Annotated in this window: 15 protein-coding genes and 10 pseudogenes; 18 read left to right on the top strand and 7 right to left on the bottom strand. The window is 69.6% G+C overall.

Annotation, left to right across the window (positions count from 1 at the left end):
* Nucleotides 1-128: 128 nt before the first annotated feature.
* The 6 genes and pseudogenes from ACWDA7_RS30310 to ACWDA7_RS30285 form a co-directional block, all read left to right on the top strand.
* Nucleotides 129-347: a hypothetical protein gene (locus tag ACWDA7_RS30310; protein ID WP_450608099.1), complete on the top strand. Its 219-nt coding sequence runs from the start codon at nt 129-131 to the stop codon at nt 345-347.
* A 303-nt stretch (nt 348-650) separates the two neighbouring features.
* Nucleotides 651-833: pseudogene (locus ACWDA7_RS30305) on the top strand (DNA-binding response regulator); the annotation flags it as partial.
* Nucleotides 834-1,303: 470 nt separating this feature from the next.
* Nucleotides 1,304-1,723 carry a YciI family protein gene (locus ACWDA7_RS30300; protein WP_450608097.1) on the top strand — a complete coding sequence of 140 codons (420 nt, stop codon included), beginning with the start codon at nt 1,304-1,306 and terminating at the stop codon, nt 1,721-1,723.
* On the top strand, nt 1,696-3,027 hold the full coding sequence (locus ACWDA7_RS30295; protein WP_450608095.1) for an RNA polymerase sigma factor: 1,332 nt from the start codon (nt 1,696-1,698) through the stop codon (nt 3,025-3,027). Before ACWDA7_RS30300 ends, ACWDA7_RS30295 begins: the two co-directional genes overlap by 28 nt.
* Before the next feature lie 298 nt (nt 3,028-3,325).
* Nucleotides 3,326-3,500: pseudogene (locus tag ACWDA7_RS30290) on the top strand (transposase domain-containing protein); the annotation flags it as partial.
* Between the two features lie 21 nt (nt 3,501-3,521).
* Nucleotides 3,522-3,942: pseudogene (locus ACWDA7_RS30285) on the top strand (amino acid deaminase/aldolase); the annotation flags it as partial.
* Between the two features lie 19 nt (nt 3,943-3,961).
* Here ACWDA7_RS30285 and ACWDA7_RS30280 read toward each other — a convergent pair.
* Both ACWDA7_RS30280 and ACWDA7_RS30275 read right to left on the bottom strand, forming a co-directional pair.
* The gene (locus tag ACWDA7_RS30280) at nt 3,962-4,915 is read right to left on the bottom strand and encodes a DUF2510 domain-containing protein (RefSeq protein ID WP_450608093.1); all 954 of its coding nucleotides are present in this window, start codon (nt 4,913-4,915) and stop codon (nt 3,962-3,964) included.
* 67 nt (nt 4,916-4,982) lie between these two features.
* Nucleotides 4,983-5,266, bottom strand: a pseudogene (locus tag ACWDA7_RS30275) (SDR family oxidoreductase); the annotation flags it as partial.
* Nucleotides 5,267-5,665: 399 nt separating this feature from the next.
* Here ACWDA7_RS30275 and ACWDA7_RS30270 point away from each other — a divergent pair.
* Together ACWDA7_RS30270 and ACWDA7_RS30265 are read left to right on the top strand one after the other, a co-directional pair.
* Nucleotides 5,666-6,391: pseudogene (locus ACWDA7_RS30270) on the top strand (IS200/IS605 family accessory protein TnpB-related protein); the annotation flags it as partial.
* A 206-nt stretch (nt 6,392-6,597) separates the two neighbouring features.
* Nucleotides 6,598-8,532, top strand: coding sequence for a hypothetical protein (locus ACWDA7_RS30265; protein ID WP_450608091.1), 1,935 nt, complete (start codon nt 6,598-6,600; stop codon nt 8,530-8,532).
* Between the two features lie 209 nt (nt 8,533-8,741).
* On the opposite strand, the gene ACWDA7_RS30260 is transcribed toward ACWDA7_RS30265, so the two are convergent.
* Nucleotides 8,742-9,656 (bottom strand): LysR family transcriptional regulator, encoded by a 915-nt coding sequence (locus tag ACWDA7_RS30260; RefSeq protein WP_450608089.1) that lies wholly within the window; start codon nt 9,654-9,656, stop codon nt 8,742-8,744.
* A gap of 156 nt (nt 9,657-9,812) precedes the next feature.
* Here ACWDA7_RS30260 and ACWDA7_RS30255 point away from each other — a divergent pair, with 156 nt between their 5' ends.
* Both ACWDA7_RS30255 and ACWDA7_RS30250 read left to right on the top strand, forming a co-directional pair.
* Complete coding sequence (locus tag ACWDA7_RS30255) at nt 9,813-11,090, top strand: MFS transporter (RefSeq protein ID WP_450608087.1); 1,278 nt, start codon at nt 9,813-9,815, stop codon at nt 11,088-11,090.
* 144 nt (nt 11,091-11,234) lie between these two features.
* Nucleotides 11,235-11,588, top strand: coding sequence for a transposase (locus tag ACWDA7_RS30250; protein ID WP_450608085.1), 354 nt, complete (start codon nt 11,235-11,237; stop codon nt 11,586-11,588).
* On the opposite strand, the gene ACWDA7_RS30245 is transcribed toward ACWDA7_RS30250, so the two are convergent.
* Nucleotides 11,559-12,500 carry an aldo/keto reductase gene (locus ACWDA7_RS30245; protein ID WP_450608083.1) on the bottom strand — a complete coding sequence of 314 codons (942 nt, stop codon included), beginning with the start codon at nt 12,498-12,500 and terminating at the stop codon, nt 11,559-11,561. The genes ACWDA7_RS30250 and ACWDA7_RS30245 overlap by 30 nt on opposite strands.
* A gap of 84 nt (nt 12,501-12,584) precedes the next feature.
* Between ACWDA7_RS30245 and ACWDA7_RS30240 the strand changes: the two genes are divergently transcribed.
* Nucleotides 12,585-13,214, top strand: coding sequence for a TetR/AcrR family transcriptional regulator (locus tag ACWDA7_RS30240; protein ID WP_450608081.1), 630 nt, complete (start codon nt 12,585-12,587; stop codon nt 13,212-13,214).
* 53 nt (nt 13,215-13,267) lie between these two features.
* On the opposite strand, the pseudogene ACWDA7_RS30235 reads toward ACWDA7_RS30240, so the two are convergent.
* Nucleotides 13,268-13,324 (bottom strand): annotated as a pseudogene (locus ACWDA7_RS30235) (pentapeptide repeat-containing protein); the annotation flags it as partial.
* A gap of 378 nt (nt 13,325-13,702) precedes the next feature.
* Here ACWDA7_RS30235 and ACWDA7_RS30230 point away from each other — a divergent pair.
* From ACWDA7_RS30230 to ACWDA7_RS30205, 6 genes and pseudogenes are all read left to right on the top strand, one after another.
* Nucleotides 13,703-14,161 (top strand): annotated as a pseudogene (locus tag ACWDA7_RS30230) (IS701 family transposase); the annotation flags it as partial.
* Between the two features lie 127 nt (nt 14,162-14,288).
* Nucleotides 14,289-15,077, top strand: a complete 789-nt coding sequence (locus tag ACWDA7_RS30225) for a hypothetical protein (protein ID WP_450608079.1) — start codon at nt 14,289-14,291, stop codon at nt 15,075-15,077.
* 35 nt (nt 15,078-15,112) lie between these two features.
* On the top strand, nt 15,113-15,784 hold the full coding sequence (locus tag ACWDA7_RS30220; protein WP_450608077.1) for a response regulator transcription factor: 672 nt from the start codon (nt 15,113-15,115) through the stop codon (nt 15,782-15,784).
* Entirely contained in the window at nt 15,781-17,175 is a 1,395-nt protein-coding gene (locus ACWDA7_RS30215) for a sensor histidine kinase (RefSeq protein WP_450608075.1), read from the top strand. The genes ACWDA7_RS30220 and ACWDA7_RS30215 overlap by 4 nt, the downstream gene beginning before the upstream one ends.
* Before the next feature lie 32 nt (nt 17,176-17,207).
* Nucleotides 17,208-17,529: pseudogene (locus ACWDA7_RS30210) on the top strand (IS5/IS1182 family transposase); the annotation flags it as partial.
* A 44-nt stretch (nt 17,530-17,573) separates the two neighbouring features.
* Nucleotides 17,574-18,435 (top strand): annotated as a pseudogene (locus ACWDA7_RS30205) (IS5 family transposase).
* Nucleotides 18,436-18,892: 457 nt separating this feature from the next.
* Here ACWDA7_RS30205 and ACWDA7_RS30200 read toward each other — a convergent pair.
* The gene (locus ACWDA7_RS30200) at nt 18,893-20,509 is read right to left on the bottom strand and encodes a purple acid phosphatase family protein (RefSeq protein ID WP_351368483.1); all 1,617 of its coding nucleotides are present in this window, start codon (nt 20,507-20,509) and stop codon (nt 18,893-18,895) included.
* Between the two features lie 466 nt (nt 20,510-20,975).
* Between ACWDA7_RS30200 and ACWDA7_RS30195 the strand changes: the two are divergent.
* Nucleotides 20,976-21,195: pseudogene (locus tag ACWDA7_RS30195) on the top strand (transposase); the annotation flags it as partial.
* 8 nt (nt 21,196-21,203) lie between these two features.
* Here ACWDA7_RS30195 and ACWDA7_RS30190 read toward each other — a convergent pair.
* Nucleotides 21,204-22,187: an alpha/beta fold hydrolase gene (locus ACWDA7_RS30190; RefSeq protein ID WP_450608073.1), complete on the bottom strand. Its 984-nt coding sequence runs from the start codon at nt 22,185-22,187 to the stop codon at nt 21,204-21,206.
* Between the last annotated feature and the right edge of the window lie 108 nt (nt 22,188-22,295).

Genomic DNA, 22,295 nt, shown 5'->3' with positions numbered 1-22,295 from the left:
CGCCCATGTCATCGGTGAGTCGTACCGGAGGGTCTTGGACGCATTTCACGAGATCTCCAGCCCGGACCAGCAGCTGAGGCGCCTTGAGGAGCTGCATTCGGAGCTACGTGAAGCCTACGCATCCTCTGATGCACAGCGTCCGTATCGTCCTCCTGGAAGGGCCGTCCGCGACCGCCTCAGCGGCCCAAGCCGTCTTGGAGGCGGCGCTGAAGGTCAACCGGTGCCTGTGGCACATCACCCGTGGTGACGCGGACGCGCGCGCACGCTTCGACGAAGTGCGGGAGGCGTATCTGTGGTGTCAGGGGCGGTTCGTCGAATCGGCGCGCGCGGCAATGGAGGCATCTTGATCGGCTGCCGGGCCCTCACCGACTCGGCCACCGAACTTCGGTGAACGTCGGCCACGCATTCCTGGCTGATCGTGGCTGTGCGGGAGACCTACGACCACTGCTTTCCAAGGGCGGCGTGTTTTGTAGTGGGAGCGACCAGGTCACCTCGGCTGTAGCGACAGCCCAGGTCAACAGCGCTTCTCGACTGTGGAGAGCCGTCGTTGACCGACGTCCGTAGGTGTGCGGCTTCGTTGCCGTCGGAGAGTGCCGTCAGGCCCAGCCGTGTTCTGGTCGGCGGAATCCGGGGTCTGTTGGTTGCCGAGCATGTCGAGAAGAACCATGGCGTCGTGGTCGTTCGCGGGCGATGTGCGGCGGGTCGCGAACGGCGACCGCGTACTGGATCCAGAACTCGTCGCTCGTCTCCTGGGCCGCAAGCGTGTGCACGACCCGCTGGCGGCGCTCACCGAACGCGAGCGAGGGGTTTTGGATCTCATGGCCCAGGGCCGCTCCAACCTTGCCCTGTCCGCCGAGCTGTTCCTGAGCCCCCAAGACCGTCGAAGCGCATGTGCGGAGCATCTTCACCAAGCTCAACCTGCCCCAGGACGCCGCCGGCCACCGCCGCGTCCTCGCGGTTCTCGCCTATCTCCGGGCTCGTTGAGAGGCTCGGTGAACGACGCCGACAGCACGGTGACCGGCACGACCGGGGCGGTCGATGCTCCTGGCGATGAGGCCGGTGCCCGGGGGAGGGGCAGTGGCTGAGTCGAGCCATCAGCGATCTAGAAAACCGTCCCTCGAAGGTGCCCCGGTCATGGCCGGTTGCTGTCGTCGCTGTACATCGCTTGGTGTCCGGATCTCCGGGATACGGTGTCCACGGCCCGGGTGCAAGGAATTTCTGTCCGCCTGTCGATCCGCGGCTGCCTCGTTCGACCTTGGGGTGAGAAGGCCGAAGGGCGGCCCTTAGACCGAGGAGACCGAAGATGGCGAAGTACATGTTGATCCTGCGGGGCACGGATGAATCCGTTGCGAAGATGATGGCCACCCCTTTCGAGGAGATGCTCGAGACGGTGGGTCGCTTCAATGAGGAGTTGATCCGGGCGGGCGTGCTCGTGGCCGCCGAGGGCCTGGACGACCCGGCCCAGGGCGTGGTGGTCGACTTCAGTGGCGAGACGCCGGTGGTCACCGACGGTCCGTACGGCGAGACGAAGGAGCTGTTCGGTGGCTTCTACCTGATCGATGTGGCATCGAAGGAGGAAGCGGTCGAGTGGGCCCAACGGCTCCCGGCCGTCGCCGGCTCGAAGTGCGAGGTCCGCCGCGTACCGGGCATCGAGGAGTTCCCGCAGGACAACGAGTGGATCATCAGGGAGCGGGCGTGGCGCGAGCGGACCGGCCAGCTGTGACGCCCGCGGCCGCCGACGGCCCGCCGAGCGCCGAGTCGGCGCGGCGGGCCGTCGAGGCCGTCTGGCGGATCGAATCCGCACGGATCGTGGCTGCGTTGGCCCGCTACACCGGGGACTTCGAGCTCGCCGAGGACGTCGCGCAGGAGGCGGTGGCGGAGGCGCTGGTCTCCTGGTCGCGCGACGGTGCGCCCACGCACCCGGTGAACTGGCTGCTGGCGACCGCGCGGCGGCGCGCCATCGACAACTTTCGCCGCCGGTCGGCACTCGACGAGCGCTACACCATGCTCGGAGGCTGGCTCACCGAGGGTGACCAGAGCTCGGGCGTGGTGGTCCCGCCGGACCGGTCGGACGCCCTGCCGTGGGATCCCGACCGGGTCGACGACGATGTCCTAGCGCTGATGTTCATCTCCTGCCATCCGGTCCTCTCGCCCGAGGCCCGTGTGGCCCTGACGCTGCGTGTGGTCGGCGGCCTGTCCAGCGAGGAGATCGCCCGGGCGTTCCTGGTGCCCACACCGACGGTTCAGGCACGGATCACGCGGGCGAAGAAGACGATCGCCGCAGCCGGAGTCCCGTTCGAGCTGCCACCGACAGAGGAACGGCGTCATCGGCTCGGCGGTGTCCTGAGCGCGCTGTACGTGATCTTCACGGAAGGCTCGACGGCGACGATCGGTGACCACCTGCTGCGCCCCGACCTGGCGTACGAGGCGATCCGACTGGCCCGGATGCTGGCCGCGTTGCTGCCCGATGAGCCGGAGGTACACGGGCTGCTCGCCCTCTTCGAGCTCACGGCCGCTCGCTTTCCCGCACGCACCGGGCCGGATGGCGGGGCGGTGCTCCTGGAGGATCAGGACCGGCGTCTGTGGGACCGGTCGGCGATCCGTCGCGGTATGGCGGCACTCGGCCGGTCCTCGGCCCTCGGGCGCGGCCTGGGACCGTACGGTCTGCAGGCGTCGATCGCCGCGTGCCACGCGTCGGCGTCTTCGGTGCCGGAGACCGACTGGGAGCGCATCGTCCTCCTGTATGAGGCGCTCTGCCGCATCGCCCCGTCACCCATCGTCGAACTCAACCGGGCGGTCGCCATCGCGATGGCCGAAGGGCCGCAGCAGGCGCTGTCCGTCGTGGACGAACTGGCTGCCTCCGGCCGCCTGTCGGGCTCGTACCTGCTCCCGAGCGTGCGCGGCGAGCTGCTCGTCCGGCTCGGCCGGACCGCCGAGGCACGGACCGAGCTGGAGCTCGCCGCCCGCCTGTGCGGCAACGCCCGCGAACGGTCAGTGCTGCTGTGCAAGGCAACTGCACTGGAATAACAGCGACGGCCCGGCAGCAGCCGCCCAGGCGGAGCCCTCAACGCCTGCTCCCGCCGGGCGCAAGCAGGCTGGATTCCTTGGCGATCGCCTCCGGCGAAGGCTTGAAGTAGCGGCCAACGTTCTCTGCCCTCTTGTGTCAGGACTTCGCCATCAGCATCAGCAGGCTCGTCCCGGCCTCGTGCCTCGCCGAAGTGGGTCAGACCGGAGCGGCGCTACTCGAGCAGATCCCAACGGGTGCCGGGCTCGCGCCGCGCGGGGTGCTGGTCCAGCAGCGCGCGGGCCTGCCCGTAGGACAGTGCAGCGGCGGCTGCGTGCTCTGCCCTCCCGCGTCGGCGTGTACTTCGTCCTCGCACTAACGCTGTTCCCCGAGTTGTCCTACCAGGAAACCGTCACCAACGTCGGAGATTGCGCTACCGCACCTGCGTCGCCGACTCACTCCGGCTCCGTTCAAGACACTGCTGGAGACTCTCGCGGCGCGGCGGCGGAGGCGGGGCGCGGTGACCGAGATCGCGGCGGGCTCGGGACTGTATGTGCCACGGCTGTTCGACAACTACACCTCGTTCAGCGGGCGTCCGGTCGCGTTGTTCGCCCAGCGGTTCGTGCGTAGGCCGGGCGTCGGGGGGTGACCGGTGCTGGGCGACGCCTATCCGGCGGCGGGCGCCGCGGGCCGCGACCGGCAGCCCGTCCCGTACCCGCCCGAGGGGCTGAGGCACGACCCCCACGAGGGTTTGGCGAGGTGCAGACGCCGCTGTTGGGCGCGCCCGCCGACGACCTCCTCATCGGCGACAAGGTGTGGTTCCGGCAGCCAAGGCGGGCGAGCTATGCGAACGCGTTGACACGCTGCACCTCATCGAGGGCGACGAGGTTACGGCGACCGTGCCGACGTACCGCCGCGAGGGCCGGACGTTCCTGTGACGGCCGGGCGGTGCCACGGTCAGGCGCTGGCGCCGCTGCTGCCGCCGCCATCGAGGCGCTCGATGCCATCGGTGATCCACTCCATGTCCGTCACGGACGGGCCCCTGCTGTTGTCATCGAAGCCGAAGCCGAGCAGCAGATAGCGGCCCGGGACCCACGGCGAGGGGAACACCACTGCTTCCACGACGGCGCCGGGCCCCTTGCCCGTGCTGGCCTTCCAGCGGATGAAGTACCCCTTCCGGCCCGCGACCATCACAGGCCCCGCGGCGGTCTGGCGATGTCCGGTGATGCCGCCGTAGTCCTGCCGACCGCTCGTGTTCGTACCGTACGTGCTCCGCGCGACCTCGCCGATCTCGGCCTGTGCCAGCTCCTCGAGGGTCAGGTCGCCAGGATGGGCGATGACCCGCGTGTACGCCCCGCCGGGCAGGCAGGAGTCGGCGGGCACCGCCGGGCAGTGGTACACGGTGCCGTACCCGAGGCCCGCGCCGGTCTTGGTGGAAGTGCCCCGCCAGCCGCGCAGCAGGGGGACGCGAAGGCCGTTGACCGTGTCGTCGACGTGTCCGGTGACGGCCGGGCGCTGCCCCGGGGGCCGGCTCCCGCCACTCTGGCGGTCCTCGCCCGCGGATCCGGAAGGGCTCGGCTGGGCGGGGTGCGACGCCGACGGGCTCGGCTGGGCGGGGTGCGACGCCGACGGGCTCGGCGCGTGCCGGTCAGGGGAGGCAGCCCCGTGGGCCGACGGTGCCTTGCGGCCGCCGTCGCCGCCAGTCAGCACCGCCGCCGCCGTGACACCCCCCGCGACCAGCACGAGGGCGCCGGCTATGACGCCCACGACCAGGCCGCGGCGCTGCTTGCCCCCGCCGGGCGGCTGCGGCGCCTGCACATGCTCGCTCCAGGTCGTGCCGTCCCACCACCGATGCCCCGCCGGGCCGCCGCCCTCATGCCACGGGTCCGGGTACCACCCAGGAGTCGTCATGTCCACGGCGGCACCCTACCCTTACGAACTGACGGCACGGCCATCGAGGTTGACCATCCCGCCCGCCTCACAGCGGTGTCACGCACGCGCCCGAGAACCCGTGGTCCACCAGGGCGTCGGTGGCGTTCACGAAGGAGGAGTCGTCGCTGGCGAGGAACACGATCGCCGCGGCCATCTCCTCGGCCTCCGCGAACCGGCCGACCGGGATGTGCACCAGGCGGCGCGCGGCCCGCTCGGGGTCCTTGACGAACAGCTCCTGCAGGAGGGGGCGTTGACCGGGCCGGAGCACAGGGCGTGGACCCGGATGCCTTCCCACGCGAACTGCACGCCCCATTCGCGGGACATGGCCACTTGGTGTATCACGCGTCAACCGCGCGGCGGCCGAGGCGCCCGTCGAGGAGGCGCCCCGGTACAGCTTCGCACGCAAGGACGGCCGAAGCCGTTACCCGGTGGCGATCGACGGCCGACCGGCTGGGCACGTCTACCGGACGCGCAGCACGTAGTGGGCCCTCGGCCTCGACGAGGAGCGCGCGACCGGCCACACCAGCCGCGCCGCGGCGGCGCACCGAGGCACCCGAGGGGTGGGGAACTGTTCGTTTTCGGATGTGCAGGAGCGTGTGTGAGTGTGCAGGAGCATGCACTGGTTCGTGGTGTTGCAGCGCGCACACGTCATATGGCGGGCATTGATGTCAGTGCTGGCCCGTACCGTTCTTCCTGTTGCTGCTCAAGCGTGTTGGAGGGAGTACATCGATGGGTGGTGAGTCGTTGCGCATGATCGCTGCTCCCTTCGTGGCCGTTGGCCCGTCGGGCGTGGCGATCCGGACCCGTGTGGGCCGAGGACGAGGAGGTGTTGTGCCTGGTGGGCGCGCGTCTTGGCTCGCTGGCCGCAAGGGACCTCAAACGCCGGTGCGCCGACGGCTTGGAGCACTCCTCGGATTCGTGGGCGGAGCGTAAGCGGGCCCTGACGGGGGAGTGTTCGTCGCGTTGGGCGGGGAGCATCACCAAGGCCAGGCATGATCAGTGGGCGCTGTCCAGGCGTGCCCAACTCGCGCATATCCAAAGCCTTCAGGCGGGCGTGCGGACGATCGCGCACCGCTTGTCCCTGCCGATCGGGGAGAAGGGGAGCAAGCGGGCGCGGGCGGCTACCGCAGCGCACAGGAGTGGTTCGCCAAGTCCCGGCGCCTGCGGGTCCTTCGAGACCGGGTGGGTGCCGAGCAGGCCGACCGCGCGGTGGGCCGCGTCCGGGTGGTGCGTGGCGGGAAGCGGCTCGCGCGCAACGGGCACCACCTCAAGGCCGCCCAGCTCACCAAGGCCCAGTCGCGGCAGCAGTGGGAAGCTGAGCGCTGGTTCCTGCAGGCTGACGAGGAATCGGGCAAGCGGTACGGGAATGAGACCATCCGCGTCACCCCGGACGGCGAAGTCTCCCTCAAGCTGCCTGCTTCGGTGACGGCACGGGACCGGGCGGGTTTCGGCCAGTCCTCCGCATCGGAGTGAGGTCTCCGTCCGGGCGCCGTGGTCGCCACGCCCGCTTGGCCGGCGGGCCCGTCCTGCACGACCCGGCAGGGCGTATGGAGGCCCCGGAGAAGGCGGGTTGACAATTTACGACCCCGTGTGGGCTTGGTGATCTCCGGTGAGGGGGATCAGTACGACCAGTCAGGGGGATTATGGGGGGGAGTTGTGTCATGAGGCTGGAATTCGCCGTGCCCGAAACTCAGCCCGTCCAAGGCGGCGGGAGTATATGGACGGCGTTTTGGCAACAGTCCGGCGGCACCGCCGTGTGGCTGCTCGGCATCGGCCTGGTCTTCGTCGTCATCGGGCTCGTCCGACTGGTGTCCTGGCTGCTGAGACGTTACCGGAGTAACCGGCTGCTGCCTGTGGTGGTCTGCGAGGACCGCGGCCTCCTCGGCGGCAACGGCCACAGGGGCAACGGCAACGGGCACAGGGGCAACGGCAACGGGCACGACGGCGCGGACCACAACGGCGGCCACGGCCATGAGTCCGCGCGGACCGCCGAACTGGCCGCGTATATCACGGAGCACATGGCCGCCGACACGCTCGGCCCGAACGTCCTGACTCCCGGCAGCGGTACCACCATCGGCCCCGATCCGGCCCCGGAGACCACGTCCTCGCCGCACGGTTGGGTGGACGTGATGAAGCGGCTCGCCCTCTTCCGCCCTCAGGCGTACCACGTGATGCTGCACTGTCTGTCCGCCGACGACGAGCAGCTCCGCTTCTCGGTGCGCATCCTGTACATGCCCAAGAACACGGTGGTGGCGGCGACGATCATGGAGGTCGAAGCCGCCACGCGGACGGACGGGGCCCCCGACGGCCGCGAGAGGGAGCTGTACGAGCGGATAGCTTGTTACTGCACCGTCAAGATCCTCGCGGATCCGCGCTCGAAGGATCGTATCCCCCGCTGGGAGAGCTGGGGCGACGACCCCGCGGCGTACCGCCTCTACCGCATAGGCATCAAGGCGCAGGAGCTGGCTCTTGCGCTGGCTGCGCGGGGACGGAGCAGGGCCAGCAAGAAGCAGGCCCAGCGCGCAGACAAGCATTACGCGCAGGCCGCGGAACTGGTGCACGGAAACCTGCCGGTCCGGCTCCATCGGGCGGGATTTCAGGAGCTCATCGCCCAGACCTTCGGGGGGCGGAACCAAGCCGACCACATCCGCAGTGCCATCGACATCTACACGTACTGCGCCCAGTTGTGGCCTGAGCACATCGAGACCGCGTACCGCCTGGCCATTGCCCGCGCCCGAGGTCCGCAGTCGGACGACGCATCGAGCTCCCGTGCCCACCTCCGCCAGCTCCGCAAGCGCCTCTCCCGGCGGGCCATCCTTCGCCGCTACGCCCGCACTTGGCTTCCGGGCCGCCGCAACCTCGGTGAACGCCGTTACTGGCGGCAGTGGTTCGCCCCCGAGCGGCCCCGCCCCTCGCTTCGGACCCGTCGCCGCTCCTTCCTCGGCGCCGTGAAGATCGCCCACGCGGCCGAGGAACTTCGGACGAACCCCAGTCCCCCCAGGCCGCCCAAGAAGCTCCGGAAGGCGTTCCGCGTCGTTGCCGGCGAGGTCACGAGCGGCTGGGCGCTCTGGGGTTGGCTACGAGGCGGCCGCAATTGGGGGATGCGCCGTCTGCTGTACGCCGATCATGCGCGCGGCGGGGGCCACGCTGGGCAGCACACCCACCGCGGGGCGCTGACCACGGGTGCGGCGCCGCGGCATCGTGGTTCCAACAGGGCCGCCGCCGGACATCTGGTCCACTACAACGCCGCCTGCTTCCTCAGCCTGGCGCTGGCGGTGGACGCTCCCGCGAATTCGGGTGACTGGCACGGCGACGAATGGCGCGAGGACTGCGCCCGGGCGGCCGTGACCCAGCTCAACACCAGCCTCCGGGTCACCCGCAGCCAGTTCTCCACCCTTTGGGCCGAACACGACACGGACCTGCGCCCCCTACTCACCGGCCGCCTCCCGCACGACCCCTGGGTCCCCTTGCCATCTTGGGGCCGGATCAGCAGCAACTGGGCGCGGTCCGCGGGGATCCGCGTCACGGACGAGTCGACGGGGGCGTGGACCCGCCGAGTCGGGGGTGTGCTCCGCGGGCGCCGACGACACCGTTAGGGTCGCGGCCTGTCGGCTGTAGCGGTCAACGGACTTCCCGGGCCCGGCGGGACGACGCTCGCGCGGAAGCCCGCCCGGGAACCGGAGTTCCCGGTGCCCGAATGGATGCCCTGTCCCCACTCCCGCTACGCCGAGGTTGGCCTTCTGGTGGCGGACGTCGAGGACGTCGACCGGCCGTGGCGGTCGAGGCGGCCCGCGGACCGGCCTGATCACGCCTTGGAGTCGTCGTCCTGGGGGGTGGCGTGAGTGGCCAGGACGAGGTCGATCAACGCCCTGGCGGCGGCGGACGGGCGGCGTTCCGTGGCGGTGACGAGGGAGACCTCGAAGCGGGGTGCGGGCTGCACCGGACGCAGTGCGAGAGCGTCGGCGCGGGTGCCGGAGGTCAGCGAGGCGCTCACGAAGGCGCAGCCGAATCCGGCGCGGACCAGGTCGACGACCGTGGGGATGTCGGCGACCTCTACGGCGATCTCCCGCCGCAGGCCGCTACGGGTGAACATGCGGTCGACGCTGGCGCGGGTGCCCCACCCGACGGGGAAGTCCACGAAGCGCTCGCCGTCCAGGTCGACGAGCGGGATCACCGGGTGCTTGGCGAGGGGGTGGCCCTCCGGGCAGGCGAGCAGTAGGGGCTCGGACGCGAGCAGGCGCTGCGTCACGCCTGCGGGGTACACGCCGGGGAGCGCGGTGAAGGCCAGGTCGAGGCTGCCGTCGAGCACCCGGGTGACGAGTTCGGCTGAGCCGCCCGGAGCGGTGCTGGGGATGATCTGCACCTGCGGGCGCTCCCGGTGGTAGCGGGTGAGGGTGGCGGCCAGATCGATCAGCGCCAGCGAGTGCATGATGCCGACGTTGACGGTGCCGCGCACACCGCCCTGCGCGGCTGCGACGGCGTCGCGGGCCGCGTCCACCGCCGCGAGGGCGGTGCGCGCCTCGTCGAGCAGGGCACGGCCGGCGTCGGTGAGTTCGACCTGGCGCGTAGTGCGGTTGAACAGCTTCCCGCCGAGTTCGCGCTCCAGGGACCGCACGGAGACAGAGAGCGTCGACTGCACCAGGTGCAGCCGGGCCGCGGCGCGGGTGAAGCTGCCCTCCTCGGCGACGGCCACGAAGTGTTCCAAGTGCCGAAGCTCCACGTCGTGCTCCTCCCGCACTCATGCAGCCTATTAATGATCCCCATCAATTTTCTTCGTTGGACATCATAAAGCGAGCCAGGGAGCCTGAAGGGCGACTCGGCAGGGCAAACGACGCCGCTGCTGTCTCGAGCAAGCACCTGGAAAAGGAAGCCGTACTTGTCTGTCATCCCCGCAGGGCGGGCGGAGCCGCGGGCGCACCGCCACCGACCCACCCGACGTCATCGGCACCACTCGTTCGGCTTCTGGACCACCACGCTCGCCTTTCTGGTGAACATGGGCTTTTCGGCCGTGCCGACTCCCCTGTACGTGCTCTATCAGCGGCGCGACCACTTCTCCACGATCATGATCACCGTCGTGTATGCCGTGTACGCGGTCGGTGTGATCGCCAGCCTCTTCCTCGCCGGCCACCTCTCCGACTGGATCGGCCGCAAGCGGGTGCTCCTGCCCGCGCTGCTGCTCAACATCGTCAGCGCGCTTGTCTTCGTGCTCGCGCCGAGCCTGCCCGGCCTGCTGGTGGCCCGGGTCCTCTCCGGTGTCTCCGTCGGCCTGACCACCGCGACGGCCACCGCGTATTTGAGCGAACTGCACCTGGGAACCTGGCGCGGACGGTCGGGCTCGCCGCGCCGCTCCCAGATCGTCGCCACCGCGGCCAACCTCGGCGGCAGCGGGTTCGGTCCGCTGGTCGCCGGGCTGCTCGCCCAGTACGCCCCCCAGCCGCTGGTGCTGCCCTACGTGGTGTTCCTCGTCGCGCTGGCCGCGCTGGCCGTCCTGGTCGCCTTTTCGCCCGAGACCGCGGACCTGCCGGATCCGGCCCCGCGGTACCGGCCGCAGCGCATCGCGGTGCCGGAGCACGCGCGCCGGATGTTCTTCGCCGCCGTCGCGACAGGCCTGGGTGCGTTCGCCGTCTACGGAATCTTCAACTCCCTGGCGCCCTCCTTCCTGGCCGGGACCCTGCACGAGAGCTCCCATGCGGTGGCCGGGGCCGTGGCGTTCGCCGCGTTCGCCGCGGGAGCGGTGGCCCAGATAGCACTGAGCCGCGCCCCGCTTGCGCTCACGCTGCGCACGGGCCCGCTCGTGCTCGTTCCCGGCCTGGCCCTGCTGGTGGGCGGGATGTGGCTGCCCAGCTTGGCGATGTTCGTGATCGGCGGGGTGCTGACCGGTGCCGGTGGAGGACTGGCCTTCCGCAGCGCACTGACCGCGGCCGGGGCGACCGCCCCGCCCGAGTCCCGGGCCGAGGCGCTCGCCTTCTTCTTCCTCGGGGCCTACCTCGGTCTGTCGGTGCCGGTCGTCGCACTCGGCATCGCGACGCAGTACGTGTCCGCCCGCGTGGTGATGCTCGGGTTCGTGGTGATCGTGGGCGCCGCCGTCGCGCTGGGCGTCCGCTCGGTGCGCGCGCAGTACGTGCGCCACGAACTCGGCGCGAGTCCCCGATGACCGCCGTGCCTCCCCCCGTCGATCGGCCTGTGCTCTGGGCGATCACCATTCCATGCCTCCTGGCGAAGACGCGGATCACGCTGCCCGCTTCGAGCCTGCCTCGCGCCAATTCCGGCTTCTCGCCGTTCGCGTGGCTTCACCAGCGTGATCCACTTGAACGCCGACGGCCACTGCCGCCCGCTGTCCCTGATCGTCACGGCGGAACAGGGGACGGACTGTACCCAGTTTGTGCCGGTGCTGGAGAAGACCCGGGATCCCCGGCTCGGGCTGGGAAGGCGCCGCAAGAAGCCGGCCGCCGTCGCGGCGGACAGGGGCTACAGCAACGGCCCCTGCCGCGACTACCTGCGCCGCCGGGGCATCCGGCACACGATCGCGGAGAACGCACCCCACAGAGCGCGACCATCTACCGGGCCGGACTCCACATCGCCGGCATCTTCCTCTGGTCTGCCCGGTGATCCACCGAAATCGCTAGTCCAGTGCGATGTCTCTCGAGCGTGAAGGGGCGGCGTCCAAGGCGATGAGCGTCGCCGGGTCGAGCGTGACCTTTCCGGCCCGCACATTCGCCTCCAAGTGCTCGGGGTCGGCCGTGCCGGGGATCAGCAGCACGTTCGGGGCATGGTGGAGCAGCCAGGCCAGCCCGACCTGGGCTGGTGTGGTGCCCAGCTCACGTGCGGCGGTGATGACGGTGGGCTCGTCGGTGACCTTCGGCATCCCGTTGAAGGCGCTGCCGAGCGGGAAGTACGGAACCCAGGCGATCCCCTCCTCCCGGCACAGGCGGAGCATGTCCTCGTCGTCGCGGGCCAGCAGGTTGTAGGAGTTCTGAACACACGCGATGCCCGCGGGCAGCGCGCTGCGCAGGACGTCGAGGGAGACGCTGCTGAGGCCGATCGCGCCGATCTTGCCTTCGTCACGCAGGGCGGTCATCACGGCAAGTTGGTCGTCGAGAGGGACGACCTGATCTCCTTCAGCGCGCAGACCGGGCCCGGTGTCCGTGCGGCGGAGGTTGACCAGGGAGATCTGTTCCACCTTGAGGGTGGCCAGGTTGTCCTCGACGGCGGTGCGCAGCTGTTCGGGGCGCTGCGCGAGGCGGAGCGGAAGCGGGCCGTCCGAATCGGGCTCGGCGCCGACCTTGCTGACCACCATGACGTCGTCCTCGGGCCGGACGGCCTCGCGGATCATCTCGTTCACGAAGCCGTGTCCGTAGAACTGGGCCGTGTCGATGTGATCGATGCCCAGGTCGATGCAGCGGCGCAGCAGCGCGATCGCCGCCGTGCGATCGCCCTTCAGACGTTCCAGCTGCATTGCGCCGAAGCCGATCCGGGAGACTGCGCGGTTCGCGAGCCGACCGGCTCCACCGGCGCGCGGTGCGCCGGACGCGGTGACTTGATCGGATCCGGTGGGGGAAGCCATCGGTTGTCTCCTTCGCGTGGGAGCATGGATGAAGCGGAGTCTCTCCGCTTCGTCCAACGTAGCACTAACCGGAGGTTCTCCGTTTTGTCTGGGACCGAGCCCACGGCCACTGGCCGCGACGCGGCAGCGCCCGCCCGCCCGGCTCGCGCCGACGCACGGCGCAACCGTGACCGACTCCTCGATGCCGCCCGGGACGCCTTCGCCGCGACGCCGGACGCCGTCCGCCTCGACGCAGTCGCCCGCGCCGCCGGCGTCGGGATCGGCACCCTCTACCGGCACTTCCCAACCCGGGAGGCGCTCGTGGAGGCGGTCTACGCCGCGGAGCTCGACGAAGTCGTCTCCAGTGCACCGGAGTTGCTCGACGAAATCGAGCCCGCGGCCGCCCTGCGTGCGTGGATGACCCGGTACGCGGCGTTCTTCAAGATCAAGCGCGGCATGTCCGACACGCTGCGCGCCGGCTGGGCGTCGGGGAGCATCGCCACGCCCGCGACGCGGGAACGCATCACGGCGGCCATCGCTCTGATGCTGCGCAGCGGCGCCGAGGCCGGTTCGCTGCGCTCGGACGTCGACCCCGAGGACGTCACGATGATGCTCCTCGGTGTGTTCCTGTCGACCACGGCGACCGACGCAACGGAGAGAGTCGACCGACTTCTCGACCTGACCGTCGACGCACTTCGCCTGACCCCCCTCGACTCAAAGGACCGGCGATCCTGATCGACTGTCCCGTTTCGCCGGCAGGGCCGTACTCCACAGTCCGGCCCGAGGTCCGCGCCGCGCAGGTCCGCACTCGTGAGGTCGGCGCCTGGGAGGTTCGTCTCTGCCAGGTTCTATGGGCTGGCCGGGCTGGTCGTGGGCGGTGTTCCGGCGGCGGATCACGCTCAGGGCTGCCTGGATGTCTGCGCGGAGCCGGAGCCGGGGCCAGCCCCGGCGTACCGGTGGGGGTGGGGGATCGGGGGCCGTACATAGCCTCGATCCACCGACGTGGTTTCGAAGTGATCTCCGAGGGTTTGCGGGGCGGGTTCTGGGCTGTCGGCTGGGTGCGCGCAGGTGGTATCCGCTGGTCTGCCGAGCTTTTCCACGATTTCAGCTTGGGTCGGGCTGGCGGGCGGGGCGGTCGGGGACCTCCGGCCCTTTCGAGCGGGCGGTGGAAGGGGCCGAACAGCTGTGTCCACGCGTCGTGCCAGGGCCATCGCTGCGGGAGGCGGCCTGGCAGCCACCGGCTACTGATCCGTCGCAACCGCACCACCGGTGAACTCGTCTACTACCGCTGCTGCTTGTCTGCCCCGGTGCCCCTGACCGCACTGGTACGCGTCGCCGGGTCGAGATGGCGGGTGGAGGAGACCTTCCAGGCCGCAAAGGGCCTGGCCGGCCTCAATGAACACGAAGTCCGCCGCTTCACCTCGTGGTCCCGATGGGTCACCCTGGCCATGCTGGCTCACGCCTTCCTCGCCGCCGTCCGCGCCGACGAACGCGCCCGTCACCCCGCCCCGGACGGTCTGATCCCGCGCACCTGCAACGAGATCCAGCGCCTGTTCACCGCGTTCGCCGGCCGGCCCATCCGCGATGTGGCCCACCGGCTCGGTTGGTCCCACTGGAGACGCCGCCATCAGGCCCGAGCCTGGGCCGGCCATTACCGCCGGCAAGCCGCGAATCAGACATGAAGATCACGATCTACGGCTGGAGCACCAAGCGGATCAGGCCCGTTCTAGGGCAGTCCTAAGGTCCGGCTCGGGTGGCCTGAAGCGGCGGCTGGTGTGGTGGCAGCACCTACCAGAAAGGAGGCGCACGATGCGCCCCACAACCGCAGCGCTGGCCGCCGCGACAGCTCTTGTTCTCGCCGTGGGATCGGGCTCGGCCGCAGCGGCCGGCACGTCCGACGGCAAGGGGGCCGGTAGCACGGACCACGGCAAGACCGTCGTCCAGTGCTCGCCGGACAAGCCGCACAGCAAGCTGGAGAACGCCCTCAGGAACGTCAAGATCGCACTCGGCGCGAACGGCGGCAAGCTCACCGACCAGATCGTGGCGACCTTCGCCAAGGAGACGGGCATGCCCGTGACCAAGGCGCGGGCGCTGCTGCAGAAGCTCTTCAAGGAGGCGCCGGGCGGTACGAAGCCGGGTGACCCGGGCAGCAAGGGGGACAAGGGCGGCGCCTCCGCCTTCAGCGCCGCTGACTTCGCCAAGATCCTCGGTGTGTCGACGGCGAAGGCCCAAGCCGCGCTGGACGCCCTGCAGAAGCTCGCCACCGGCCCGAAGGGGCACATCGACGAGACCACCCCGGGGTACGCGGCGATCGCCGCCAAGCTCGGGGTGAGCCCGCAGCAGCTCACGGACGCGATCATCCAGCTCAAGAAGGTGACGGCCAATCCGGCCCCGGGGAAGCCGGGCAAGGACAAGCCGGTTCCCGGGAAGGACGGGAAGCCGAGGAAGGACGGCAGGTCCGGCAAGCACAACAAGGGCAAGCCCGGCGAGTGCAAGCCGGTTCCCGGCAAGCCGGGTGAGCCCGGACCGGGCCAACCGGGAGACGGGAAGCCCGGGGACGGCAAGCCGACCGTGGCGCCCGCGCTCGAGTCGAACTGACGTCGCGCTGACAAGCGGTAAGGCACCCTTGCGCCATGCGAGTGCTGGTGGTTGACGACGATGACGCGGTGCGCCGCTCGCTGGCGCACGCCCTGACCCGGGACGGGTACGAGGTCACCGTCGCGGCGGACGGTACCGCCGCGCTGGAGTCGCTGGCCGCCGGGCGGCAGGACGCGGTGGTGCTGGACATCCTCATGCCGGAACCGAACGGCCTTGAGGTGTGCCGCCGGGTGCGGGCCCGGGGGGACCGCACCCCCATCCTGATGCTCACCGCCCGCGACCTGGTCGCCGACCGGGTCGCGGGCCTCGACGCGGGTGCGGACGACTACCTGGCAAAGCCCTTCGCTCTGGAGGAGTTGCGTGCCAGGATCCGTGCCCTGCTCCGGCGCAGCGGCGCCGACCAGGAGATGCTGCGCTTCGCCGACCTGGAGCTGGACACCTCCGCCTGCCGGGCGTCCCGCGGCGGCCGCGTTCTGGACCTGACCAGAACGGAGTACGCGCTGCTTGAGCTCTTCCTGCGCAATCCGCGCCGGGTGCTGAGCCGTACGCTGATCTTCGACTCGGTCTGGGGCTACGACTTCGGGCCGTCATCCAACGCCCTATGGGTGTACGTGAGTTACTTGCGGGCCAAGCTGGAGGCGGGCGGCGAGCCGCGGCTCGTCCAGACCGTGCGCGGGCTCGGGTACGTGCTGCGGGAGGAGCCGTGAGCCTGCGCAACAGGCTGGCGTCCGCGGGCGCCGCGGTGGTGCTCGCTGCGCTGGTGCTGGCCTCGGTGGTGCTGTATCCGGCGCTGAGCGTCAACCTGAACGAGCGCCGCGACGCCGAGTTGCTGTCGGCCGCGAACCAAGCGCCGCAGGTGGTAAAGAGGTTCAAGCAGAAGAGCGCGCTGGCGGAGGAGGACGGCCAGGGACCGGACGAGGTCGTCATCCCAACGAAGCCGGTCTCTGTCGGCTCCACGACGCTGCAGTTCGTCCTGCCGCCGGTCGCCAAAGGCCCGACGGACGGGTTCGTCGACGTCAGCGACGTGGACGTCCAGGTCGCCGAGGGCACTCACCCCGCGTACTTCCACGACGCCGACTGGGATGACAACCACTACCGCGTCTACACCACGCAGTTGGCGGACAGCCGCGGTGGTCTGGTGCGCACCTATGTACCAACTGCGGTCGTGCACAGCACCCTGCGGCAGCTTGCTGTGCTGCTGGTCGGGATCACCGCGGGCGGCTGCCTACTGGCCGCGGTGGCGGGGCGGTTGGCGGCCGGGCGGGTGCTACGGCCGGTGCGGCGGCTGACCGATACCGTCGAACACGTCACGGCGACACAGGATCTGACGGCCCGTCTTCACACCGACGGCCGGGACGAAATAGCCCGCCTCACCCGGTCGTTCGCAGCGATGATGGCGGCGCTGGAGGAGTCGGTGGGCGCGCAGCGGCGGCTCGTCGCGGACGCCTCGCACGAACTGCGCACCCCGCTCACCAGCTTGACCACCAACCTGGAACTGCTCGGCGAGGGCCCGGGCCTGGCCGATCCGCAGGCCCCCGCGCTGCTCGGCGAGGCCCGCACGCAGGCCGCGGAGCTGACCTCTCTCGTCAACGACCTGGTGGATCTGGGACGTTACGGCGATGTGCGGACGCACACCGAGGACACCCGGCTCGACCTGCTGGCCCGGCGGGCGCTGGACCGGGCGGCGGCGCGTTCGCCGCGGCTACGGTTCGCCGCGGAACTGGCGCCGTGCATGGTGCACGCCGACCCGGACGCGGTGGAACGGGCGATCGGCAACCTTGTGGACAACGCGGCAAAGTGGAGTCCCGAAAACGGGCGGATCACCGTATCCACGACAGCGGACGGCACGGTGTCGGTGTGCGACCAGGGGCCCGGAATCCCCGCGGCCGACCTGCCCTTCGTCTTCGACCGCTTCTACCGTTCACCGACCGCGCGATCCCTGCCGGGTTCCGGGCTCGGACTTGCGATCGTCCGGCAGATCGCCGAGACGCACGGCGGCGGCGTGGCCGCCGAACCGCTGCCGCAGGGCGTACGGCTGCGGCTGTGGCTGCCACCGGTGAGTCTGGCGGCGGAGCAACTGGACGGGCCGATGGCGTGAGACGTGGTGGTCGGGGCGGTCGCCGGTACCGCCCGCCGCTGGCTGCAAACCCGCCGATCCGCTCCCGCTACGGCCCAAGGCGCCGCCACCCGGCCAAGCTGCACGCAGACAAAGGCTACGACTTCGACCACTTGCGCAGCTGGCTACGACGCCGGCAGATCGTGCCGCGTCGCCCAACGCGGCAAGGAGTACTGCGGCCGCCTGGGCCGGCACCGCTGGGTGACCAAGCGCACGATGTCCTGGCTGAAGGGATGCCGCCACCTGCACCGTCGCCACGAGCGCAAGCCCGAACGCTTCCTCGCCTTCGTCGGTATCGCCGGCGCCCGCATCTGCTACCGCAGAAGCGCCGATTAACAGGCCATCTCATTTGGCTCGTTCGATAGCCTCTGGATGTGGAGATCGTTGAGCGGCTGGTGCCGGACGAGTTGTGGGAGTTGTTTCAGCGGGTGGTGCCGGAGGCGCCGACTGGTCCGCAAGGAGGAGGTAGACGTCGGCACGGGGACCGGGAAGTCCTGGCTGCGATCGTGTTCGTGGCCACCTCGGGCTGCACTTGGCAGCAACTGCCCTCTGCCTTGTTCGGGCCATCGGGAGCGACGGCTCACCGACGCTTCACGGAATGGTCGAAGGCCAGAGTGTGGGCGAGGCTCCACCGCCTGGTCCCCGACGAGCTCGGCGTCCGCGGCGAGCTGGACTGGTCCCGCTACGCCATCGACTCGGTGAACATGCGCGCGCTGAAAAAGGGGAGCTGACCGGCCCGAATCCTGTAGACCGGGGCGAGTACGGCTCGAAGATCCATTTGATCACCGACCGGACCGGTCTGCCCCTGTCCGTCGGTATCTCCACCGCGAACCTGCACGACAGCCAAGCCCTCATCCCGCTGGTGAAGGGCATACCGCCGATCCGCTCCCGACGCGGCCGCCGGCGCCGCAAGCCGGGCAAACTCCATGGCGACAAGGGCTACGACTACGACCACCTGCGCCGATGGTTATGCGCCCGTGGCATCACGCCTCGCATTGCTCGCAAGGGAACGGAGTCCACCAACGCCTGGGCCGGCACCGCTGGACCATCGAACGCACCATGGCCTGGCTCGCCGGAGGCCGGCGTCTGCACCGTCGCTACGAGCGCAAAGCCAGCCACTTCCTGGCCTTCACCAGCATCGCCTGCACCCTCATCTGCTACCGCCGACTCGCCACGACAGCCGTCAGTTGCGATCCAAAGCGGGGGCGACCTACCAGTGGTGCCAGATCTCTCCTGGATTGATGTCCCATGAGGATCCCGCGATGTCCCCAGTATTGAAGAACACGGCCCAGCTCACGACGGTATCGTCCGCGCGCTGGGCCCCTCGATCGAACTCGAAGTCTGGCCAAGAAAGGTCGCCTGCAGGGCTGAACCAGATTCCCTTCCCGTGCTCCAGCGCCCACGCCTCCATCTCCGAGGAGAGCTCCGACGGTACTCGGCCTATCAGGCGAATACCCTCGCAGGTGACCTGAGCTCGCGATACGTCAATATCAACCACCTACACACCCACCCTCGCCCTCGACATCCACCGCTACGCCCATCTCATGCCGAGTGCGGCGAGTTGGTCTGCCGTGAGCATGTCGCGTCTCGATTTGGTGTTCGAGACCCACACGCCAAGGGCTCCTGGCCGGCAACGCCTGGGGCCGGGACGACGTCCCGGCCCCAGGCGTTGACGACTACTGCTGCTATTCGCGGTGGGTCAGTGCTGGCCGTGGCCGCCATCACTACGACGGCGTTGGAGCGTGAACTTCTCGAAGACCGACAGCTCACCAGTGGGCGTGATGATGTTGTAGTAGGTGACGTGGATGCGGGTCATGTCACCGGGGTGACGGCCCGGGTCGACGGCGAACTCGGCGAAGCCGTACGGATGCTCCGCGTCGCGGACGCCGATCCAGACCGCCGTCTCCTTCTCCTTGACCGAGTTGAACTTGCCGACGTGCTCCATCTGGACGTATGCCGAGTGATGCCCGTGACCGTCGGCGTCGTCGGTGGTGAAGCTGTTGTTGGTGATGCCGGACACGCCGCCACCGCCGAGGACCATGTGCGTCGTGCCGTGCGCACTGTCGATCACGTCGAGTGCGGTCTGACTCGGGTTGGGTGTGAGGGTGACGCTGCCGGGGACGACGCCACGCACCGCCAACGAGCGCTCGTAGTCGTGCTCGTGGCCACAGACCACCAGGTCGACGCCGTACTTGTCGAACAGCGGGCCGTACGCCGCGCGCAGCGCGACATCGGGGCCGTTCGCGGCGGTCGCCGAGCTGATCATCACCTGGTGCATGCAGACCACGATCCAGTCGATGGCCTTCGAAGCCCGTGCCGACTTGAGCTCCTGCTCCAGCCAGGCGAGCTGCCGACCGCCGGAGTAGCCGTTGATGTAGATGTCGCCGCCCTCCTGCAGGGCGATGTCGTCGTTCTGCAGGGAGATCACCTTCACCGAGCCGACCGTGAAGGAGTACCAGAGGTTGTCGAGCTCGGGCTGGGTCTCGGTCGAGGGCAGCTCGAAGTAGGTCTGGTACGCGTCGAGACCGAGCTTGCCGTTGCCCAGCTCGATCTCATGGTTGCCCGCGCACGGCATCCACGGACGGAATCGCGCTGAGCGGCTGTTGTTGGTGAGGAAGTCGTGCCAGACGCGAATGCGGTCGGGCCCGGTGTTAGCGTAGCAGAGGTCACCGTTGAGGAGGTGGAACAGCGGGCCGACCTTCTCAACGCCGGTGACGATGTCGGCAGCGGCGGGCGTGGCGTTGGGCTCGAAGTCCCGGCCCGAGGCGTCGGCCGGGTTCGCTCCGGTCTTCCACGTCACACTGGGCGCACCCTGGTCGCCGAAGCTGGTGAAGGTGAACGGAGCTCGGCCGGACGGCGCCGTGTGGAAGGTGCCGGCGTCGGGGGTGGCGCCGTCGTGCTGGGCCGCGTACAGGTAGTCGGTGTCGGCCTTGAGCTTGCTGATCAGCGCGTGATGGACCCAGACGGTCCGCCCGGAGGTGCCGTCCACGTAGGTCTTCGTCGTCGCGTGCACTGTGGAGCCGAAGCCGCCACTCAGCGTGCCGTAAACGACCCGGGGGTTCTTGACGGCCGCGTCGGTGACCCACGAGACGACCATCTGGCTGCGTGGGTCGGCGCCGAAGGTCAGGTGCAGGCCCTGGACGGGGGTGGTGGCCGAGCCGGTGGTGAGACCGGTGACCTCCGACTTCGCCGGGACCGCCTCGGCGGTTCCGGCGCCGAGGACCAGTGGCCCGGCGGCGGCGCCGGACACTGTCGCGCCGAACAGGCCGAGCGCGTTGCGACGAGAGATTCTGGTTTGCTTGGGTTCTTCGGACATTCCAGGGGCCTTTCGCGTCGTCGGGTGCAGTCGCACACCGACCGGACAGCAGCGCTCCGAACCTGAAAGCGGGCTGCGGCAGGTCAGCGGTGCGCGCACTCACGGACGCTAGGAAGCACGGTCGACCGGAGCGGTGAGACAGGTATGAACGCCAGATGGCGGTCACCGCAACGGACGGCAATTCCCGGCGGCCTGGCCCTGTCTTGGCTAATGCCTTGGAGCGGTTGGGGTGTTCGGGCGCGCTCCCGTCAATCGTGATGAAGTCGATGCCGCGAGGCCCGCGCGCCATCTCGTCGGCACAGGGTCTCCGCGACGGTTCGATGTCCCGGTGCGGGACGTCACGTCGGATGGCCGCGTAAAGCTCAACCCGCGATCGCTGCGGCGGCATCGGTACGAAAGATCATGCGAGGCCGGGCGCGAGTGCCAGCAACTGTTGCGCAACCACGACCTGCAGTCCCTCTCCAGGCGCAGCTGGCTGCGCAACCGAGGCATCCCGCACCGCATCGCCCGCAAGGCTCGAGTCCTCCACCCGGCTCGTCCGGCACCGCTGGACGATCGAGCGCACGATGTCCCGGCTGGGCGGCTGCCGCTGTCTGCACCGCCGCTACGAACGCAAGGCCGAGCACTTCCTGGCCTTCACCGCTATCGCCTGCAGCCTTATCTGCTACCGCAGACTCACCAAATGAGACGACGTCTAAGACGCCGCTTCAAGCCAGATGGTCAGCAGGCGGTTGATCTCGTCGGGGCGTTCCTGCTGGAGCCAGTGACCGCATCCGTCCAGCAGGTGGGAGGAGACCAGTCCGGGAAGTGTGGCCGGATAGGCGTTGATCGCGTCGGCCATCCAGGTTGTGGAGGCGTCCAAGCTTCCGCCGATGAACAGGGCCGGCTGCTTGATCGGCAAGCCGTTGACGTCGGCGAGGTCTTCCCAGTCGCGGTCCATGTTCCGGTAGCGGTTGAGTGCTCCGGTCATGCCAGTGCGTTCGAACTCTCCGGCGTAGACGTCGAGATCGGTTTCGGTGAGCCAGGAGGGCAACCGGTCCTTGGGGAACCGGTCGCGCAGCGTTCCGCCGCTGCTGACGAAGTGCGGGTCAGGCTCCCCTTGCGCCGGCATGGTGTCGGCGGACAGGGCCGCGTAGAAGCCCGCGAGCCAGCCCCGGACGTCGGGCTCGATCTCGGCCTCGGCCCGGCCCGGCTCCTGGAAGTACGAGACGTAGAACTCCTGGTCCTCGCCCATCTGCGCGAAGATATCGCTGGGGCGAGGGCCACCGGGCGGGGCATAGGGAACGCTCAGCAGGCCCACCGCGCGAAAGACCTCGGGGTGGAGCAGGGCGGAGATTGCCGCGATGTTCGAGCCCCAGTCGTGCCCGACGATCACCGCCGTCTCCTCACCCAGGGCGTGCACCACGGCGACGTTGTCATCCACGAGAGCCCGCATCCGGTACTCCTGCGGCGCGGACGGCTTCGAGGAGCGGCCGTAGCCGCGCACGTCAAGTGCGACCGCCCGATATCCCGCCGCCGCGAGTGCCGGGAGCTGGTGACGCCAGGAGTACCAGGACTCGGGGAAGCCGTGGACGAGCAGGACCAGCGGCCCGGTGCCCTGCTCGACCAGGTGCAGCCGCCCGGCGGATGCGTCGATGGTGCGGTGGCGCAGCTGTGCGGATGGTGTGGGCTGATGCATGGCTTCTCCTTGGACTCCCAGGTGGCCGCAGTTACGCATCGATCATGCGCCGCGGCGCCTGGCAGATGCGACCAGCGTTGCCAATTTGGCAAACTAGCAGGCTGGCCG

Source organism: Streptomyces sp. NPDC001156, assembly GCF_053598275.1.
Note: the sequence above shows the minus strand (reverse complement) of the source record. Positions and strands in the feature narration are given on the sequence as shown.

Excerpts from the sequence above, each read along its gene's own strand:
- ACWDA7_RS30265 (WP_450608091.1), top strand. The coding sequence starts at position 6,598 with ATGAGGCTGGAATTCGCCGTGCCCGAAACTCAGCCCGTCCAAGGCGGC.
- ACWDA7_RS30200 (WP_351368483.1), bottom strand. The coding sequence starts at position 20,509 with ATGTCCGAAGAACCCAAGCAAACCAGAATCTCTCGTCGCAACGCGCTC.
- ACWDA7_RS30310 (WP_450608099.1), top strand. The coding sequence starts at position 129 with ATGCACAGCGTCCGTATCGTCCTCCTGGAAGGGCCGTCCGCGACCGCC.
- ACWDA7_RS30245 (WP_450608083.1), bottom strand. The coding sequence starts at position 12,500 with ATGGCTTCCCCCACCGGATCCGATCAAGTCACCGCGTCCGGCGCACCG.
- ACWDA7_RS30300 (WP_450608097.1), top strand. The coding sequence starts at position 1,304 with ATGGCGAAGTACATGTTGATCCTGCGGGGCACGGATGAATCCGTTGCG.
- ACWDA7_RS30280 (WP_450608093.1), bottom strand. The coding sequence starts at position 4,915 with ATGACGACTCCTGGGTGGTACCCGGACCCGTGGCATGAGGGCGGCGGC.
- ACWDA7_RS30190 (WP_450608073.1), bottom strand. The coding sequence starts at position 22,187 with ATGCATCAGCCCACACCATCCGCACAGCTGCGCCACCGCACCATCGAC.
- ACWDA7_RS30225 (WP_450608079.1), top strand. The coding sequence starts at position 14,289 with ATGCGCCCCACAACCGCAGCGCTGGCCGCCGCGACAGCTCTTGTTCTC.
- ACWDA7_RS30220 (WP_450608077.1), top strand. The coding sequence starts at position 15,113 with ATGCGAGTGCTGGTGGTTGACGACGATGACGCGGTGCGCCGCTCGCTG.